General features: G+C 44.8%; 11 protein-coding genes and 8 pseudogenes. 5 read left to right on the top strand and 14 right to left on the bottom strand.

Annotated elements, in window-relative coordinates:
* The 12 genes and pseudogenes from J5O05_RS11005 to gspC all read right to left on the bottom strand — a co-directional run bounded on the left by J5O05_RS11005 (position 1) and on the right by gspC (position 11,301).
* Positions 1–759, bottom strand: a complete 759-nt coding sequence (locus tag J5O05_RS11005) for a type II secretion system protein N (RefSeq protein ID WP_208842092.1) — start codon at positions 757–759, stop codon at positions 1–3.
* Positions 756–1,235, bottom strand: a complete 480-nt coding sequence (gene gspM, locus J5O05_RS11000; RefSeq protein WP_208842091.1) for a type II secretion system protein GspM — start codon at positions 1,233–1,235, stop codon at positions 756–758. Before gspM ends, J5O05_RS11005 begins: the two co-directional genes overlap by 4 nt.
* Positions 1,235–2,438 (bottom strand): annotated as a pseudogene (gene gspL / locus J5O05_RS10995) (type II secretion system protein GspL). Before gspL ends, gspM begins: the two are co-directional and overlap by 1 nt.
* Positions 2,435–3,415, bottom strand: coding sequence for a type II secretion system minor pseudopilin GspK (gspK, locus tag J5O05_RS10990; RefSeq protein ID WP_208842090.1), 981 nt, complete (start codon positions 3,413–3,415; stop codon positions 2,435–2,437). The pseudogene gspL and the gene gspK overlap by 4 nt, the downstream one beginning before the upstream one ends.
* A pseudogene (gene gspJ, locus J5O05_RS10985) lies at positions 3,408–4,056 on the bottom strand (type II secretion system minor pseudopilin GspJ). Before gspJ ends, gspK begins: the two are co-directional and overlap by 8 nt.
* A pseudogene (gspI, locus tag J5O05_RS10980) lies at positions 4,053–4,431 on the bottom strand (type II secretion system minor pseudopilin GspI). Before gspI ends, gspJ begins: the two co-directional pseudogenes overlap by 4 nt.
* Positions 4,424–5,012 (bottom strand): annotated as a pseudogene (locus tag J5O05_RS10975) (prepilin-type N-terminal cleavage/methylation domain-containing protein). Before J5O05_RS10975 ends, gspI begins: the two co-directional pseudogenes overlap by 8 nt.
* Before the next feature lie 33 nt (positions 5,013–5,045).
* Positions 5,046–5,471 (bottom strand): type II secretion system major pseudopilin GspG, encoded by a 426-nt coding sequence (gene gspG / locus J5O05_RS10970; protein ID WP_280117641.1) that lies wholly within the window; start codon positions 5,469–5,471, stop codon positions 5,046–5,048.
* A 66-nt stretch (positions 5,472–5,537) separates the two neighbouring features.
* On the bottom strand, positions 5,538–6,770 hold the full coding sequence (gene gspF, locus J5O05_RS10965) for a type II secretion system inner membrane protein GspF (RefSeq protein WP_208842088.1): 1,233 nt from the start codon (positions 6,768–6,770) through the stop codon (positions 5,538–5,540).
* Positions 6,770–8,276 (bottom strand): annotated as a pseudogene (gspE, locus tag J5O05_RS10960) (type II secretion system ATPase GspE). The gene gspF and the pseudogene gspE overlap by 1 nt, the downstream one beginning before the upstream one ends.
* 28 nt (positions 8,277–8,304) lie before the next feature.
* Positions 8,305–10,378, bottom strand: a pseudogene (gene gspD / locus J5O05_RS10955) (type II secretion system secretin GspD).
* A 20-nt stretch (positions 10,379–10,398) separates the two neighbouring features.
* Positions 10,399–11,301: a type II secretion system protein GspC gene (gene gspC / locus J5O05_RS10950; RefSeq protein WP_208844515.1), complete on the bottom strand. Its 903-nt coding sequence runs from the start codon at positions 11,299–11,301 to the stop codon at positions 10,399–10,401.
* A 254-nt stretch (positions 11,302–11,555) separates the two neighbouring features.
* On the opposite strand from gspC, the gene hslR reads away from it, so the two are divergent.
* From hslR to J5O05_RS10935, 3 genes and pseudogenes are all read left to right on the top strand, one after another.
* A complete protein-coding gene (hslR, locus tag J5O05_RS10945) occupies positions 11,556–11,963 on the top strand; it encodes a ribosome-associated heat shock protein Hsp15 (protein ID WP_208842087.1) in 408 nt (135 codons plus the stop codon).
* 10 nt (positions 11,964–11,973) lie between these two features.
* Complete coding sequence (gene hslO, locus J5O05_RS10940; protein ID WP_208842086.1) at positions 11,974–12,819, top strand: Hsp33 family molecular chaperone HslO; 846 nt, start codon at positions 11,974–11,976, stop codon at positions 12,817–12,819.
* A gap of 315 nt (positions 12,820–13,134) precedes the next feature.
* A pseudogene (locus tag J5O05_RS10935) lies at positions 13,135–14,674 on the top strand (phosphoenolpyruvate carboxykinase).
* Between the two features lie 345 nt (positions 14,675–15,019).
* Here J5O05_RS10935 and envZ read toward each other — a convergent pair.
* Positions 15,020–16,324: a two-component system sensor histidine kinase EnvZ gene (gene envZ, locus J5O05_RS10930; protein WP_208842085.1), complete on the bottom strand. Its 1,305-nt coding sequence runs from the start codon at positions 16,322–16,324 to the stop codon at positions 15,020–15,022.
* 7 nt (positions 16,325–16,331) lie between these two features.
* Positions 16,332–17,045: an osmolarity response regulator transcription factor OmpR gene (gene ompR / locus J5O05_RS10925; protein ID WP_208842084.1), complete on the bottom strand. Its 714-nt coding sequence runs from the start codon at positions 17,043–17,045 to the stop codon at positions 16,332–16,334.
* A 176-nt stretch (positions 17,046–17,221) separates the two neighbouring features.
* Between ompR and greB the strand changes: the two genes are divergently transcribed.
* Together greB and J5O05_RS10915 are read left to right on the top strand one after the other, a co-directional pair.
* On the top strand, positions 17,222–17,695 hold the full coding sequence (gene greB / locus J5O05_RS10920; RefSeq protein ID WP_208842083.1) for a transcription elongation factor GreB: 474 nt from the start codon (positions 17,222–17,224) through the stop codon (positions 17,693–17,695).
* Positions 17,696–17,775: 80 nt separating this feature from the next.
* A pseudogene (locus tag J5O05_RS10915) lies at positions 17,776–20,080 on the top strand (Tex family protein).
* Positions 20,081–20,210: the final 130 nt, after the last annotated feature.

Here is a 20,210-nt window from a genome sequence, read left to right as displayed (position 1 = left end):
TCAGAGCTTGATTGGGTAATAGCCATCACTGTCTGCTCTGCCTAAAAACTTCACAGCATCGTGAACTTCTTTTGGCAACGAAGCATCTGGCTTAATTTTTCCGTTTACGTTGAACTGCAAATTCTGACTGAGTAACGCGTCAGCTTGCAAGCCCAGTTTATTGTCAGGAGACACAGTGATTGCAATGTTACCAGACTTACAGTCCAATCCACCTTCAAGTTCACCGATACTGAACCAATTATTCAACCCTTTTACATCAATGTTTGGTGTGCGAATATCACCAACGAGCGACTCGCAATAGGGCGTGCCCATAGAGAAATGCGAAACATTCAACAGCACTCGACCTTTTGCTTCAACAGGCAGCGGTAAAGTTACATGACCCATCGCTTGCTCCACGCTAAAACGCAGCACGGTATCGTCAAGCGTCACATGTTGATTGAATAAATTTAGGGCAATATCTCCGTGACCAGAAATTTCGTCTTTGTCGCGCGCATTGCCAACTTTGACATTCAGTTGCAGTCGTCCAGTTAATAGTGCCGCAGGCGTGATGTCCCAGTGCACATTTTTTAATGCCATTTGTTGAACACGGATTTCCGTGACATGCCCTTCCCATACGCTACCTGATAACTGCCCAAACTGAATCGTTGGTGGTAACAACGGTGCGCTCAACTGGATAGCGATTGTTGCGGGTAGTTGCCAAAACACAAATAGAACAAAACTCACTAAAAAAACCAGAGTTAGAGTCAACGTATTCTTCAAAGTGACTTCTCCAAAACCAAACGACTGACGCGGACGAAGCCAGGTTGTGTATCTTGACCTAATTCTACGTTTTCAATGAGTACACCATGGCGATTAACCATTTCGTCCAACCAACTGATCAGCGCATTAAATTCAACTGAATCAATCGTCAAACGCGACGAATTATCACTTGGCTGCATCTTCGAAATATTGATGTTAAAACGGCTACGCGTACTGTTTACGATTTGGCTCAATGAACCACCGCTTTGTGCTTGCTTTGGCTGTGCGGCTTTTAACTTCACCACACTTTCTTTCACCCAAGCCACTAATTCAGTTTGTTGTTGGCGGTCTTTCAATGCTTTTTCAATTCCTTGATTTAACGGTTTGAAAATGCCCATGAATAAAACAAAAATGACAAAAACACTACCCGCCACTAAGAGTAGTCGTTGTTCTTGTTCCTTTAAACCGTGCCAGTATTTGAGTGCTTTCTCTTTCATTATGCCCCCTTCACTCGCAACTCACCGACGACAAAGTCGCCATCGTTATTCAACGACCCTTGATCGACACTCAAACCTTGCTGCTCGAATAATGCTTTCACTTGGCCAAAAGATTGGAAATCTTTGCCTCGAGCTCGAATACGCAATTCATTTCGACGCTGATCAAAGCGAATGGTTTCCACGGAAAACTGTTTCACTTCACTAAGGACAGTTACCATTTGCTCCGTCAATTTGAGGAAACTTGTCTCTGGTCCGCCGTCTAATTGCGCCAGCGCACTTCTCAGCTGTGTTCTGAGCAATTGTGGACGCACAACTTTGCCTGGAAACGCCTCTTGATAGGCTGCAACGGCTTCAGCTTTCAAATTAGCCACTTCATTATTTAAGTGGATCAACTGAACCGTTTTCACACCAATAAACGCAACCAGCGCAACACTTGCCGCAATCAATCCACTGCGCCAGTCAGCCCACCACTGTGGTTGTTTTTTCTTTTGCGCAAAAGCCCCTTGGTTGAAGGTCAGTTTGTGTAACGTTAAATGTTTTGCACAAACCGCTAAGGGCAAATCATATTCGGCTTCTTGCGCATTCCATTGTATGCCTGCAAATGCGTGCTCAATTGGACTGAAATGATTCACAATACTGACTTTAGCGGCATGGAGATAGGTTTCGAGCCAACTACTTTCCACCGCAGCAACTTGCCAATCACCTTGTTTTACCAACCATTGTTCCCCAAGACGGATCATCGAAGCTTCCCCATCTTGTGCATTCGGTAACAACAGCGCATCCGGCACCATACGATGGATTTCAATGCCCGCTTCATGAAAACGTGAATACCAATTTGAAAGCCACGTTTTATCGCAACAGGCGATACGGATCGCATGTTTCTCATCCACCATCGTTGGCTGTTCAATTGCGATGAACATGCTGTCGACGTCTTGAGCGAGCTGCTCTTCAATTAGATAAGGTAAAGCTTGCTCGAGTTTTCGCCCCCACTTGGTTGGCAACATCACTGTTTTAAGCGAGACTTGATCACTGGGTAACAAGACGATGACTTCTCTATCCGCCGCTTTTTCTTCTAATACGGATAGCTTCCCTTGCGCGAGTCTCACCACTGGCAATAATTTGCGAATCGTGGTTCGACCAAATCATCCAGTGAACCACATCTTGCAGATTATGTCCGATTCGGACCACTAACATCTCTTTCACTGCACGCCTCCAAATTTCCGTGCAAGGACGGTCACATGACTATCTTTCACTTCCAGTGTACTGGTCATGCTAAAGCGTCTTTCATTGAAAAATGCTTGAGCGACCAATTGAAAATGTTCACTATTCACTGTTAATAGTTCATCAACCTTGCCAAAATCTTTGACACCTTGTTGTTTTAATTCTTCGATAAAGTCTGTGACTTTTGCAAAACCTTGTTCCGGTCTTGCTCCAATAATGGCCTCGGCGCCAGACTGACTCAAATTAGGGATCACCGCACTTAACAATAGTGCGTTTTCTGATGTGATCGTATTCACATTGAGCTTTAACTCTTTATTACCAGGGATCACACACACATAAGGTAATAGTTTTTCCATCACCAATGGATTAAATCCCTTAATGACACGCAGTTCAGACACGGAAGCCAGCAAATTATTTGCGGTCATGTACGGGTTGCGATTAGACATATATTCATCTTCTTCCGCACCAGAGCGGTTCGTAATACTGTCTTCATCAATCCAATCATAAACACTGTCCGCGAGCGTTTCTTCAGACTCTTCATTGCCTAACTCTTCGATGTTTTGAAGCAAAAACAACAGCGCGCGATGAGCCGGATTAATACCTTGTGTTTGATTTTGTCCATCGTCAGGTTGTGCTAATGCATTCAAATTCAAACAAGCGTGTAAATCCGTTAAACCAACTTTTAAATAACCATTATCAACGGGATAGGGTTCTGGTTCTTGTGCCCAAATTTGCCCAAGATTAACCACATCCGCTTTATCTTTTTTAACTTCAATAAGCACTTTCCGCGCAAGTTCTTCCGCAGCGTACGCGTACCACTTTGATTGTTGGTGCTGCTGGATATTCGTTGTTTTTTGCACTTGCACCATTAAACTCACGGCCATGTCTGCTGCAATTGTGGCGGCTAACGCAACGATGAACAACACGATAACTAAAGCGGCACCACGTTCTTTACCCATTGGATGCCCCTCTATTTTCGCCATTGTCTTCTTTACGTTCTTCGCCTGTACCCGGCACTGCAAAAATTCGACGTATTTCGGGTTTATCTTTTTGTTTCAGGGTAACGGCCACCGCCAATGGCAATGCCCGCATTTTCCATTCGTCTTGCCACTTTTGCGCCTTATCTAAAAACTCGAATTTGAGGCTCTTCTACATCATTAAGTAACACTTGAACTTTTGGTTCAGTGCCATCCAGTTGGTCAACATAGATGCGATACAGGCGTTCTAGTTTGTCATCCATTACCCGATACCCGACCGCTTGTAATTCTGAGCGAGGCAACAAATTAATAGGGTTAATCCAACCGTCTCGAATAAACCCGATGCCATCATACTGACTTTCAAATTGATAACGGCCGTGGATAATATAACTCGTTGCCTTATCACCCGACTCATTGCGTACAATGCGAGTACTGAGTTGGCTGAAATCTTGGTCCATGAAGCGAAACACGGTTTGTAGCTTCTCGAGTTCGGTCAACGTGTCTTCTGAGGCCTCTTTCGCGTTCATCGTCGATTCGAGAATTTGATGGGTCGCCATAACCACAACCGCGAGAATTGCTAACGCCATCATGACTTCGATGAGCGTAAATCCCTTGGCCTTCATCGCGTTGTCTCTTTATAAATGTAGGTCGTTAAATCGTATTCCATTTGCGTCATGGCTTCATCGGAATATACATTTATCGTCACTTTAACAAAATCAGGCGCTTCCGTCGGTGCAACCACTTGCTGCCAATACCATTTGAGTCTCAGCAAGTTCCTCATCGCCTTTTTCACCATTTTTCGGTGCTTTACTTTCTGTGCCCGCTTTTAGTAACGCTAATTGATTCTCAGCAACCCAAGAAGCATACGTTTGTGATTCAATACTAGACACATGCACAATATGCTGACCCGTTGCTTGCATTGCCGCAATTCCAGCCAAAGCACAAATGCTCAGCGCGACCATGACTTCCAAGAGGGTAAACCCGCGAACCTTATTCATCGTCTTCTGGTTCCTTTCGCATTTTGGCAGGCGCTACATACTCACCTTCAATAAAATACACGGGCTTCTGCATAACCATCTGCTGACAACTGGAACTGGAACGCGCTCATCTCACCAGATGAAAGTAATAACACTTGTGGGATCTTGCGCTTCTTCAATTCGAGCAAGTCATCATCGCTGCCACTCAATAATTCTCGCCACTTAGCCTGTTCCAACAGGTTGCCTTCTGACCAGCCAAGTCCTTCAAGGTTGAGAGTCAGTCTATATGCTTCACCCAGCTCAATTGGTTGGAACAACTCTTCTTCTTCAAAGCTAATCCAGTTCTCACCATCAAAAACCAAAAATTCGAGTTTTTGGTTTTCCATCATCATCCCCAATTCGACTTGGTTTAAGACAGCATACTCGGACGCCATATTGATAGTGGTGTGAAGGCGAAGCGCTTGCTTCTCCAGCGCTTCTTCATGGTTGTCGTCCAAACCATAGACGACAAGCTGCGTACCAAAAGCAATAATGACCAGCACCACGAGGATTTCGATTAAACTAAATCCTCGTTGGTGTTTACTTGCTTTGCTAGAAGACATGGAGTTGAAGTACGACAAGTTAGTTAAGCTCGATTACTTGTTTTCTTGATCCCAGTTTCCGATATCGTCATCCGTACCCACTTCACCGTCTGGACCCATAGAGAAAATATCGACTTTTTTACCCATTTCACCTGGACTAACTAACTGATATGGATTACCCCATGGATCTTCAGGAAGTTTTGAAATAAAACCACCTTCAGGGAAACGAGATGGAATTGGCTCGATAGACGTTTTCGTCACTAACGCTTCTAAACCTTGCTCTGTCGACGGATAAGCTTTGTTCTTTAGCTTATACATGTTCATCGCGTCTTCAAGTTGCTGAATATCCAGTCTTGCTTTGTCTTTTGCCGCTTCTTCTTGTTGACCCATGATGTTAGGCGCAACAATTGACATGATCATCCCGATGATAACCAGTACCACCATAATTTCTAATAATGAAAAACCAGATTGCTTGTTCACGTGACTTACCTCTATTACTGGTGCTTTATCCATACGGCATTAAAACTTAATACCTGTTCCTTCGACCTATAGGCCAATTGCTTTGTTCATTGCCATAATTGGCTGCAAAATTGCCATCACGATAAACAATACGATAACCGCCATACCTGCAATCATGGCAGGCTCAAGCAATTTCAACGTAACATTTACCATGCTTTCAAATTCTCTGTCTTGGTTGTTCGCTGCTCGCTCTAACATTTGTTCAAGCTCACCTGATTTTTCCCCGCTGGCAATCATGTGGATCATCATGGGTGGAAACAACTTTGTTTGTTGTAATGCAGCTCTTAAACTTGCCCCTTCGCTGACGCGGGTCGCCGCCTCAGAAACGGCTTGTTTAATACGTTGATTTTCGAGTACTTGCCCAGAGATTTTCATCCCCTCTAGCAGCGGTACAGAACTTGAAGACAAAATACTGAGGGTACGAGCGAAACGCGCTGTGTTTATTCCACGACTGATTTTCCCAAGTCCTGGCATTTGCAAAATTTTGCCGTCAAACCAATAACGCACTTTAGGACGTTTTAATGCTTGCTTGATACCAAAAACCGTACCCACAATCACCACTAGGCTCGGCAGCCAATAGTGCTGAACAAAGTTACTTGCTGCCATAACCCATTCCGTTGTCCACGGCAAAGCTTGCTTTGACTTTTCAAACGTTTTCAGAATCTTTGGCACAACGGTACCAAGTAGTACAGACACGATAGCAATCGCAAAGATAACTAGAATGATTGGGTAAACCATAGCCTGTGTAATCTGGCTGCGCATATGTTGGCGCTGTTCTGTGTAGTCCGCTAAACGATTCAGTACCGCATCCAAATGACCCGACTTTTCCCCCGCCGCGACCATCGCGCGGTATAAATTGTCAAAGACATGCGGAAATTCGGACATACCATCGGCGAGCGTATAACCCTCAACCACTTTCGAGCGAACCGACATCAGCATTCGCTTTAAGCGTGGCTTTTCACATTGTTCAGCAACCGCTTTTACCGCGGCTTCAACGGGCAACGCGGATTGAATCAAGGTTGCTAATTGACGTGTGATTAGCGCTAAATCCGCTGTCGACGGTTTATACCCTCGATTGAAAAGCCCCATTCCAGAGCCTGAGCTTGCTGCCTTTTCTTTTTGAGCGGCTGGAGAAACTTCAAGCGCAACTAACCCCATTTCTCGCAATTGTGTGCGGATCTGTTTAGCGGTGTCTGCTTCTAGTATGCCTTTTTTCTCTTTTCCTTTGGCATCCAGTGCTCGATATTCAAATGCCGCCATTAGCCTTCCTCACGCGTTACGCGCAATACTTCTTCTAATGTCGTTTTGCCATCAAGTACTCGTGAAATACCATCTTGGCGAATGCTCGGGTAATGTTTGCGAACGTATTTCTCAACCGCTTGTTCACCTTTACCATTGTGGATCAATTCGCGGATATGCTCATCAACCACCAATAACTCGTGAATACCTGTTCGACCTTTATAGCCGTTGTAATTACATTCATCACACCCGACTGCGCGGTAAATCGTCGGTGGATTTGCAGGTGACACACCCAACAATTCACATTCACGTTCATCGGCATGATGAGCCGCTTTACATTTAGGGCACAATGTACGCACTAGACGTTGTGACAAGACACCAAGTAATGACGAAGACAATAAAAACGGCTCGACGCCCATGTCTTCCATACGTGTAATCGCGCCAGAGGCCGTGTTGGTATGAAGTGTTGACATAACAAGGTGACCGGTTAATGATGCTTGCACACCAATTTGAGCTGTCTCCAAGTCTCGTATCTCACCAACCATTACCACATCCGGATCTTGACGTAGAATTGCACGTAAGCCGCGCGCAAACGTCATTTCAACCTTTGCATTAACTTGCGTTTGACCAATACCAGGAATTTCATACTCAATTGGATCTTCTACGGTCAAGATATTACGGTCTTTACTGTTAATTTGCGTAAGGCCTGCATACAACGTGGTACTCTTACCTGAGCCTGTTGGACCTGTCACCAAAATAATACCATGTGGTTTTGCTATCATATCGGCAAATCGATTGCGGATACTTTCAGTCATACCAAGGTCTTCTAAGTTCAAACGAGCATTATTCTTGTCAAGAAGACGAAGTACAACACGTTCACCAAAACTTGACGGCATGGTTGATACCCGCACGTCGACCGCTCGACCGGCAATTCGCAGACTAATACGACCATCTTGTGGTACACGTTTTTCCGCAATGTCCAACTTCGCCATAACTTTGATACGCGAAACCAACAGTGAAGATAACTTACGGTTGGGCTTCAATACTTCTTTCAGCACACCATCAACACGGAAACGGATCACCAAATCCTGCTCGAATGTTTCGATATGGATATCCGATGCACCTTCTTTAATAGCCTCACTCAACATAGCGTTGATTAACTTAATGATTGGCGCATCATCATCCGCCGCCAACAAGTCTTCGGTTTGCGGTAATTCTTCAGCCAAAGAAAAAGATCCACTTCGTTACCAATGTCTTCCATCATTTGCTGAGTTTCAGAACTGTCGCGTTGGTAACTGGCTTCGAGCATCAACTCAAAACGATCTTTTTCTAACGCTTCAACTCGGAATGCTTTTCCCGCAAAACGGCGCACTTCCAGCAACGCTTCCGCCGATATGTCTCCGGTGGTGTAAACGATGTATTCGTCATGTTCGACACTTAGCAAGATGTCTCAAAACGCTTTGCGAAGGCAAACGGCAAACGTTTGCGGCTTATTACTTCCGTTGCTTGCTCTTCATCCAATGGCATGATGTCAGCGCGAACTTCAGCTACCGTATCAGTCATTGTTTTGCTCATCATTTTGCTGTTTCAAATATTCTTCGTATGTCGGTGGTAACGTAAGTTTATCGTTCCATTCAGGTAGCATTGGCGAATCAGTCAATGGCATCAAATCAATACCATCTTCACGTTGTTTCACCTGCTCACCACGGATAAAGTTGTACTTACCATGGCTCAATTCATTCATGCGTGTCGAGTCACGTACAATTGTTGGGCGAATGAAAACTAATAGGTTACGCTTACGTTTACTCGTGCTTGTAGACTTAAACAAATGTCCTAAAACAGGAATATCACCTAAAATTGGTACTTTAGACACACTTTCTTGAACATCTTCGTCAATCAAACCACCTAACACCACCATTCCACCATCGTCTGCAATAACCGTCGTGCTGATTGCACGTTTGTTAATTGAGATATCAACAGCTGTGGCGCCACTTACGCTCGACACTTCTTGTTCAATCGTCAGTTGTACAGCATCGCCGTCATTAATTTGAGGTGTTACTTTAAGTTTGATACCCACTTCTTGACGTTCAACAGTCTGGAACGGATTTGAATTCGTGGTACTGGCCGTTGAACCTGTAATGATTGGCACTTCCTGACCTACGATCATCGACGCTTCTTCGTTGTCCATCGTCGTTACAGACGGTGTTGCAAGAATATTTGAATTTGTGTCTGTGGAAACCGCTTGAACAATCGCACCCCAGTCGTTGCGTATAATTCCTGCCGCCAAACCATTGATGCCACCGACTAGCTGACCCAGCGCGGTGAGGTCACCTACCTGAGTCTCTTTGTAAGGTTCTCTGTTGTCGGTTAAGTTTCCGGTATAAACCTTCTCAACCGTTTTATCACGTGCTTTTTCTGCTGCAACAGCCAAACCACCAATTGGAACTGATGTGCCGTTATTAAATTGCAACATACCGCCTTCTTTGCTGATCCACTGTAAGCCAAAGTTGATGCCATCACCTTCAAAGACTTCCACAACAATCGCTTCCACAAGGACTTGCGCACGACGTACATCTAGTTTTTCGATCACCGACGCGAGAGAACGCATCGTATCTGGCTGTGCCGTAATCACCAATGCATTAGAATCTTGGTGAGCTTCAATACTGGTATCACCTTTTTGCGAGCTTGAACGGCGAGCGCCATTGGCGTTTGCACCACCTTGAGTTTCTTCCTGCAATGACTTACTTACACCCTGCAGCACTTTGACAAGCTCTTCTGCTTTCGCGTAATTCAAATAGAAAACTTGCGTGTTACCTGTACTTTCGAGTCTCACCATCCAAACGTTTGATAAGTTCGATTGCGCGGCCACGTGCTTGAGACTCACCGCTGACAATAATGCTATTTGTTCGCTCGTCAGCAACCACTTTCGGAATTAGGAATTCAGGAATCGTACCCTTGCCAGAATCTTTAAAGATGTTATCTACAACAGAAACCACGTCCTGTGCTGTCGCATGTTTCAACTTAACGATGTCAACATGGCGGTCGCCGGCCTGATCGACAGAGCGGATGATATCAACTAAACGATTGACCGACGAAGCATGCCCCGTCAACATCATAACGTTTGCTGAGTTTAAATTTGTAACATGGCCACCATCTTTTTGATCGCTAAACTGACGAATGAGCGGGCCTAATTCTTGAACGCTTACGTTCTTTACTCGAACTACACGTGTGACGAGCACGTCACCATTACCTTTTTCTTCGTCTTTCACTAACGGTACGTTAGCCTTTTTGCCATCCGAACTACGCACTACTTTTAGGACGCCGCTGTCCATCTCTATGACGGCGTATCCGTAGACTTCTAATACGTTTAAAAAGAATTGATAGTAAATTTTTTCATCCATCAATTCGTAACTACGCACGTTAATGTTACCACGCACGTTTGGGTCAATAATGATGGTTTTATTCAAGTTTTTACCAACAATATTGATAAATTCGTTGATGTCTGTGCCTTTAAAATTAGCTGCATATTCAACAGCCGGAACAGTAAAAGATAATCCAGCCGCCAAGAAGAGCGCAGCATATTTAGCTAACCCAGCTTTTGTTGTTCGATGGTTTCGCTTAGTTGTCATTGCTGTGTGTACTCCAATTATTACAGGCTGAATTGCACGTCCATTAAGCTGCCATCGCGCTCAATGGTGATAGTGGCGTTGCTACTTGTGCGCAGTTCATTGACCGCTTGCATGGCCTGTTTCATGTCCGTGAGTTGATAGCCATTGATAGCAACAGCCAAATCATTATTCTTTAGTCCCATGCGGGAAAACAGTGCTGGATCTTTTCCAGCACTCAAGCGATAACCGATTAATTTTCCATCTTGTGTCGCTTGAGAAATACGAATGTAATCAAATAATTTACCGGGATCTTGCTTAACTTCTTCGCGCGTTGCCGAAATTTGTTCTTTCAACGCCCCTTTCGATTGAACCGGACCGGATGAGCTTACTAGAGGATTATTGCGTTTTGTTGAAGATGGCAATGTCACCGTTTTGCTGAAATCAAGACCATCTAGCATGAGCGTTTCAAAACGACCACTCACATCCAGAATAACGCGATCCGGTAAAACTTGAGCCAGTTTCGCCCGCGTACCTGCAATCGAATCTTTTACCACGTAGGTTTCTTGACGACCTTGGGATTCAATAATTGCAAGACCTGCTTCATCGTCTTGGCTGACCGCTACGATGCCGGTAAGGCGAAGACTTAATCGCGTTTCTGGCGCGTCGGAGATAACGGTTTTCTGAACAGGCTCTGCGACGGCATTCGCTTGACCAAATAAATTTTGAGCAAGAATTTTGCGAACGTTAACAGGAGAATGAGAACTGGATGAAGCGGCTTGAATAGAAGGGAGAGATTCCGCCTTGGGTGTAGGCCAGAGGATCCAAAACAGTTGCGCGGTCAAATAGGCAACGTAAACCACCGCAGCGATAGTAACGATTTTGCTCAGTCTTTTATGTGGCAAGGATTGTGCAACTTTTTGCAACTGTAATATTTGCTGTTCCATCATTCTTATATTCTTCTTCGTTTGAGCGACCCAGTGTACCTTCTCGTAACCCTTTCAACAAGCGCACAAATATGAAACTTTACATTCACACACAAAACAAGATGGCTATGTAAATGAATGTCAAAAAGAGCATGTTTCCTTAGTCGCCGCGCCTAGCCTGAAAGTTCCCTTAACGAATGTGGATGCGCTTTTTTTAGGCGTTCAAGTGTGGTAAATTTGACGACAGTAACAAACCGTTTTTAGAGTTTCTCTCAGTGGCAAAAACATCCCCTGAACAATCTGAAAAAGCCGCAGTTAGGCTAGATAAATGGCTGTGGGCTGCCCGCTTTTACAAAACTCGAGCCTTGGCCCAAGAAATGATACAAGGCGGTAAAGTACACTATAACGGACAACGCTGTAAACCCAGCAAAACCGTCGACGTTGGTGCCGTGGTCCGTTTAGCGCAAGGCTTTGACGAAAAGGAAGTCACAATCCAAGTGGTAACCGAGAAACGCCAAAGCGCGCCGTTGGCTCAAATGCTCTATGTCGAATCGGAAAAAAGCCTTGAACGCCGCGAACAAAACGCGATCGCGCGAAAGAACAACACGTTTTTTGCTCCTCATCCTGTTAACAAACCGGACAAAAAACAACGTCGAGAATTGCTAAAACTGAAGTTAAGTTAGGATTTTGTTAATGCAAAAAGATTTATTACACCGCTATATTTTTGACAACCTAGATGTCCGTGGTGAATTAGTTCAATTGGAAAAAACCTACCAAGAAATACTTGGTGATCACGAATACCCAGAAGCGGTTCAATCACTGTTGGGCGAGTTGTTGGTTGCAACGTGTTTATTAACCGCAACCTTAAAGTTTGAAGGCGAAATCGCGGTGCAATTGCAAGGCGATGGTCCAGTCAAATATGCAGTGATTAATGGCGACCACCAACAGAATATGCGTGGCATTGCTCGCTTACAAAGTGAAGTTTCTGGCCACACAATTCGTGAACTCATTGGCGAAGGTTACATGGTCATCACTATCACGCCAACAAAAGGTGAGCGTTACCAAGGCATCGTGCCACTTACAGAACCTACATTGGCAGGTTGCTTAGAAATGTACTTTGCCCAATCGGAACAATTACAAACGCGTTTATGGCTCGCAACGTCAACCGCCAAAGGCCAAGCACGCGCAAGCGGTATGTTGCTGCAAGTCTTACCGGTAGATCAAGCTAAATCGAAAGAAGACTTCAAACATTTAGAAGCACTCACAGACACGATTAAAAACGAAGAAATGCTTGAGTTGGACGCCCATACCGTGCTGACACGTCTTTACCATGAAGACAATCCACAATTATTTGAACCGCAAACCGTTCAATATCGTTGTGGATGCAGTCGTGAAAAAACCATCGATGCCCTTGCAAACGTTGGACTGGAAGCACTTCTTGAAGATATTCAAAAGCATGGCGAAATCAAAATCAGCTGCCACTATTGCTTGAAAGACTATCAGTTTAACGAGCAGGAAATTCGCTCTATTTTTAACTAATTTGGATTTCCGTATTCAAATGAAGACTAAGCCGCCATTTTGGCGGCTTTTTTGTCTGAAAAAGATGATACCGGTGTCATAAAAAGATGACTTTTCATGACACCGGTATCATTGAAAATATTCAAGTTTTTTCTTAAAAAATGCGGATTTTAGACCTTGCAAAGGCTCGTATAACGCTATTTCATCTGATAATATAATTTCAGCTTTGATGAGTTATTGACCTCTTGGATTTAGGATTAAATTTTTGAGGTCAATATTTCACTCACTAAGAACCCAGAGCTATCCCGTTCAATCTCACATTTTTTAGGTAAAAACATGACTTCAAGCGCAACTCGTTATGTCGATTTAACCGCAGCTGAACTGGTCGAACACGCTATTCGTCGTGGCGAAGGTACTTTAGCCGCAAATGGTGCGTTCGTAGCACAAACTGGTCGCCGTACAGGCCGTTCTCCAAGTGACCGTTTTATCGTGCAAGAACCAACCACAGCAAATGACATTCAATGGGGCAACGTGAATCGCCCGTTCGATGCAGACAAATTTGATGCATTATGGGCACGTGTTGAAGCGTACGTTTCGGACCAAGACCACTTCGTCTCTCACCTCGAAGTTGGCGCGGATCCAGAGCATTACCTGCCAGTTGTTGTAACAACAGAAACAGCTTGGCACCATATTTTTGCTCAAAACATGTTTATCATCCCTGAAAAATACAATGCAGCTGATTTACCTGAATGGCGAGTATTAAACGTTCCATCTTTTGTGTGTGAGCCAGAGCGCGACGGCACAAACAGTGATGGTACGGTTATCATTAACTTTGCACAGCGCAAAGTGCTACTTGCTGGTATGCGTTATGCCGGTGAAATGAAAAAATCAATGTTCTCTGTACAGAACTTCCTACTTCCTGCGAAAGGTGTGTTACCAATGCACTGTAGCGCAAACGTAGGCGAAGCCGGCGACACAGCGCTATTCTTCGGTCTATCGGGTACAGGTAAAACAACACTATCAGCAGATCCAACTCGCTTCCTAATTGGTGATGACGAGCACGGCTGAGGCTCCTGGCAGCGTGTTTAACATTGAAGGCGGTTGCTACGCAAAATGTATCGACCTATCACAAAAGAACGAACCTGTGATTTGGGATGCGATCCGTTTCGGTACAATCCTAGAAAACGTGGTACTTGATGAGAATCGTGTACCGGATTACACAGACTCTAGCTTAACTCAAAACTCACGCGCGTCTTACCCACTTACACACGTTGAGAAACGTAAAGTGGAAAACCGTGCTGGCGAACCAAAAGCGGTGGTATTCCTTACATGTGACGTAAGCGGTGTATTACCTCCTGTGTCAATTCTTTCTGAAGAAGCAGCAGCTTACCATTTCCTAAGTGGTTACACGGCGAAAGTAGGCTCTACAGAAATCGGATCAACATCAGACATCGAATCAACCTTCTCAACGTGTTTTGGTGCTCCGTTCTTCCCACGTCCAGCAGGCGTATACGCTGAGCTTCTAATGAAACGCGTACGTGAATTTGGTGCGAAAGTATACCTAGTTAACACGGGTTGGACTGGTGGTCCTTACGGTATCGGTAAGCGTTTTGACATTCCAACAACACGTGCTGTTGTTGATGCTATCGTATCTGGCACGCTCGCAGGTGTTGAAACTCAGCACATCGAAGCGCTAAACCTAGACGTTCCAGTATCTGTACCTGGCGTAGATAGCAAACTGCTTAACCCAATCAACACGTGGGAAGACAAAGCGAAGTACCAAGAGTACGCGCAGAAGCTAGCGACTGAATTCAAAGCTAACTTTGAGAAGTACGACGTTTCAGAAGCTATTGTAAATGCTGGCCCTCGCGGTTAATAAGCGTTACAGCTAAAGACAAAATTCCTTTATCAATGATGATACAAAACGCCCTTTCGAGGGCGTTTTTTTATGTTTAACCGTGTTGTTAGGCTGTGTTAAAGAGGTTACAACCAGAATAAAACCGTCAAGGTATTAGGAAATAAAACAGAGAAGGAAAGCCTTGGTAGAGCGGACAATACGCCGTTCAGAACAAGATAAAAAACATAAATAGCAAGCGGTCACGTCATCTGCTTTCTTGATTGCGGCAACTACTAAATGTGTACAACACATCCAGCACACTGCCAACCAACCATTCTTCTCGAAATGTGAAGTACTCAAAGAATAAGCGTTATTAACCTGTTCTCATCTTTTTACTGCGGGTAAATACACCTCAGCACTTAATCCACCTGATTGTCGATTCCGTAGTTTAACAGTCCCTCGATGGGTTGAGACAATCCGTTTGATAATTGCAAGGCCCAGTCCACTGCCTTCACTTCCACGCGCCAAATCGCCGCGGGTAAAGGGTTCAAAGACTTTTTCTAGTTCTGACTCAGGGATACCAGGTCCCCGGTCTTTCACTGTAACAAGTACTTGCTTCTTATCCGCTAAATATTGCGTTTCAACATCAATCACATCATCAGAATAACGGATCGCGTTTTCAATCATGTTGGTGACCACTCGCTTCAACGCCACACAATTCATCAGCACGTCTGGCAAATTTTCTTGGACTGTTAGACGTATCTCGCGTTGATGTTGCTGCTCTGCATGCACAACTTCTTGTACAACGTGATTGATGTCATCCAGCTCTAACTCCGCGGTGTTGTGGTGTCGCAGATATTCAATAAACTGATCGATGATGGCGTTCATGTCCTCGATGTCATCAATAATGCCTTGACGTAAATAATCGTCTTCGTCATTCATCATTTCCGTAGCGAGGCGTATCCGAGTGAGTGGAGTGCGCAAATCATGCGACACCCCCGCCATCATGAGGCGACGGTCATTTTCAAGATCAGCTATCCCCTTCGACATTTGATTGAACGCTTTCGTCACTTCAATCACTTCGGTCGAGCCTTCTTCTTTCAGTCGTGTACTGAAATCCCCAACACCAACACGACCTGCTGCGATTTGGAGTGACTTTAACGGCTTATTCAAATGTCTTGCGAATAACCAGCCACCTAACACACTCAAAAAGCCAATCGTGGACAAGTAAAATACCAAAAACTGAATATTGGTTTCTGTAAATCCAGATAATGGTACACGCACCCAATATCCAGGGGCTTGCGGTGCTTCCACCCAATACACCAATGGATTACCTTGGCTAATCATTACGCGCGCAGAGCCATTGAGCTGTTCAGACATGCTGCGCGATAACATTGTGTATTCTTTGGCTTGCCCAAGTCCATTCGCATACGCTTCTCGTTGCGTCATGACTTCGATACCCGTGATCTCAAAGAACTTTTTCGACATTGCACTGGTCATTTCAACTCCTTCTTCTTGATCGATGAAGACGGTTTTGACCTGCTTGGCAAGCATCAGGTTGACTTGTTCAAACGTGGGCTTTACCACGTACAACGTAACGGTGATGTAGGAAACGATCTGATTGATTAGCAGCAGTGCGCCCACAAAAAAAACCGTTTGTCCGAACGCACTTCTTGGCAAAATACTCATGTGTTATTTATTTACCACCGTCTGGTACAAATACATAACCTAATCCCCACACGGTTTGAATATAGCGAGGGTTTGCAGGGTCTTCTTCAATCATGCGACGTAAACGCGATACTTGCACATCGATGCTTCGCTCAAGCGCACTGTAATCCCGACCACGTGCTAAATTCATCAGTTTGTCACGACTTAGAGGTTCTCTCGGATGGGACACTAAAGCTTTAAGCACGGCAAATTCACCACTGGTCAGTGATAGGCTTTCATCTCCGCGCTGCATTTCACGCGTCGCTAGGTTTAGTGCAAATTGTCCGAACGCAACAATGTTCTCTTCCGCTGATGGTGCACCAGGCACTTCCTTCGTACGTCGACGTAACACGGCTTTAATACGCGCAAGTAATTCTCTTGGGTTAAAAGGTTTTGGCAGATAGTCGTCCGCACCCAGTTCTAGACCAATAATACGGTCAACTTCGTCACCTTTTGCAGTTAACATCACGATAGGAATTTCATTTTCCTTTTGACGTAAACGACGACAAATAGACAAACCATCTTCTCCTGGTAGCATCAAATCCAGCACCATCATGTGAAAGTTTTCACGCTCCAATAATCGGTCCATTTGTTCTGAATTGGCTGCCGTCCTTACGATAAAACCTTGTTCTACCAAGTAACGCTCAAGCAAACTACGAAGGCGCATATCATCGTCGACGACGAGAATTTTTGTTGTTTCCATTCCCATAATTTCATTCTTCTTATTGGCAAGCCTAGAACCTTAAATATAATGGAAATAGACGGACTTAGACATGGGAATTTGATACTACTTTGTTACATAAGTTTACAGCACACCAAACTCGACAAAACAGTGTGCTTTGATTAAGGTTGCGGTGAAAATTAGATAGAGAGTCCAGCGTGAAAACCAATTTGATAACCCCTGAAGGCTATCGCCAATTACAGCAAGAACATGATCAGTTGTGGTTTGAAAAACGCCCTGAAGTCACCAAAATTGTTACTTGGGCGGCAAGCCTTGGCGACCGCTCCGAAAATGCTGATTACACCTTCAATAAACGCCTTTTACGACAAATTGACCGTCGTGTCCGCTATTTAAGAAAACGCCTACCTGAGTTGAAAATTGTTTATCCGCACCCAGATCAGGAAGGCAAAGTATTTTTCGGCGCATTGGTCGAAATTGAAAATGACGATGGTGACATACTGACTTTTCAGATAGTCGGTCCAGATGAGATTTATGACCAAAAAGAGGTGGTTTCTATCGATGCGCCTATGGCTCGAGCGTTACTTGGTAAAGCAGTCGATGATGACGTCATAGTACGCACACCAGAAGGCAAAAAGACGTGGTACATCAACTCAATCTCATACAGAACCTAGTCTCCGCCCAGCATGGGTGATAAAATCGACGACATGCGCACAGTCCAGACTGTGCTACTGAATTTTTATAAGGATTTTGCATGAGCAACATCTCACTTCGTTTGGCACAAGAACTCAATGCCAAAGAACAACAAGTTATCGCGGCTGTTGGACTTCTTGATGAAGGCGCAACGGTACCTTTTATCGCTCGTTACCGTAAAGAAGTCACTGGGGGTTTAGACGACACCCAATTACGTCTCTTAGAACAACGCCTATCTTACTTGCGAGAGCTTGAAGAACGCCGTACTTTCATCCTTGCTACTATCAAAGAGCAAGGTAAATTATCAGATGCGCTCGAACGTGATATCCACGGTGCTCAAAGCAAAACGGAGCTTGAAGATCTTTATCTTCCATACAAGCCTAAGCGCCGTACCAAAGGCCAAATCGCGATTGAAGCGGGTCTTGAGCCACTTGCCGATTTGCTGTTCAACGACGCAGATAAAGATCCTGAAGCTGAAGCCAATGCCTTTGTCGATGCATCTAAAGGGATCGAAGACATCAAAGCGGCATTAGAAGGCGCGAAATTTATCCTAATGGAACGTTTCGCGGAAGACGCTAAGCTTTTAGCTACGTTTAGACATTACATTCAAAAAAATGGCCAAATCGAGAGCAATGTTATCGCGGGCCAAGAAAAGAATGGAGTGAAGTTTCAAGACTATTTCGAACACCGTGAGCCTCTCGCGAAAGTCCCTTCCCATCGTGCTCTGGCGATGCTTCGCGGTCGTAATGAAGGGGTCTTGCAACTGAACATTAACCCTGAACCATCTTCAGAAGATGCTGCTGCTTATTGTGCTCAAATGATTGCTGACCACTACCGTTTGGCTATTTCAGGCAAAGTGGCAAGTGCATGGTTGTTGACGGTTGTGCAATGGGCATGGAAAGTAAAATTGGCTTTGCACTTAGAAAATGAATTTCTTGGTAACATGCGCGAGCGTGCTGAAACAGATGCGATTGATGTATTTGCCAAAAATTTAAAAGACCTTTTAATGGCTGCGCCCGCGGGAGCTAAGGTGACGATGGGGATCGATCCTGGTTTGCGTACCGGATGTAAAATCGCCGTGGTTGACGCGACAGGTAAACTTCTAACAACAAACACCATTTTCCCGCATGCTCCACAAAACTTGTGGGATAAATCGCTGCGCACACTTGAGCAGCTATGCCGTCAATATAAAGTTGAACTCATTGCAATCGGCAATGGAACAGCGTCTAGAGAAACCGATAAGCTTGCCGCAGAACTCGTCAAAGCCGTTACGGACCTGAAAATGAACAAGATCATGGTCAGTGAAGCGGGTGCATCGGTTTACTCTGCATCCGAATTCGCAGCAAACGAATTCCCCGACCTAGATGTGTCGCTTCGAGGAGCGGTTTCTATTGCTCGCCGTCTCCAAGATCCGCTTGCAGAACTGGTAAAAATTGAGCCTAAATCCATCGGGGTTGGCCAATATCAACATGACGTATCACAAAGTCAGCTAGGCCAAACATTGACGACGGTTGTTGAGGATTGTGTAAACTCTGTGGGCGTTGACGTCAATACGGCATCTGTGCCTCTACTCACACGTGTTTCGGGCTTAAACAAAACACTCGCAACCAACATAGTTCGCTATCGTGATGAAAATGGCCGCTTTGCAAGCCGCACCGAATTGAAAAAAGTAGAGCGTTTAGGACCAAAAGCTTTCGAACAAGCCGCTGGCTTCCTACGCATTATTGACGGTAAAGATCCTCTCGATGCATCCGCGGTTCACCCAGAAGCCTACCCAGTTGTGAAGCGTATTTGCGAGACAAAGCAACTGCAAGTAACCGCATTGATAGGCAATAAAGACATTTTAAACAAGTTGGTTGCGAATGACTTCACTGATGAAAAGTTCGGTTTACCAACGGTAACCGACATCATCAGTGAGACTCGACAAGCCAGGCCGCGACCCACGCCCTGAGTTCAAAACGGCTGAGTTCAAAGCTGGCGTTGAAACTATCTCTGATTTAAAAGTGGGAATGGTACTTGAAGGTGTCGTGTCTAACGTTGCGAACTTTGGTGCCTTTGTTGACGTCGGCGTTCATCAAGATGGCCTCGTCCACATTTCAGCATTAACCAACAAGTTTATCAGCGACCCTCGTGAAGTGGTCAAAGCGGGTGATATTGTCAAAGTAAAAGTACTCGAAGTCGACGTTGCTCGTAAACGCATCAGCTTTACTATGCGCTTAGAAGATGAAGTACAAAACGTACCAGCAAGCAAACCTACGGTTGAAAAGAAAGCAGCTCCTCGTGCGGCAAACAAGCCAAAACCTGTATCGGCAAATGCCGCAATGGGTAACGCGTTTGCAGAAGCCTTCGCAAAATTAAAAAAGTGATTTAATCGTTGATGAGAAGGCCGCGCTTGCGGCCTTTTTTATTGCTGTTTGCAGCCGGATAAAGTCACTTTGCTCTGAGTGCATTAGATGAGCAATTCAATTGATGGGAAAGAGTTAAGTCAAACGATGG

Origin of the sequence: Pseudoalteromonas xiamenensis (genome assembly GCF_017638925.1) — a bacterium.
GTDB lineage: Bacteria > Pseudomonadota > Gammaproteobacteria > Enterobacterales > Alteromonadaceae > Pseudoalteromonas > Pseudoalteromonas xiamenensis.
The sequence above is the reverse complement of the archived record's forward strand: the minus strand, read 5'-3'. Positions and strand labels throughout refer to the sequence as shown.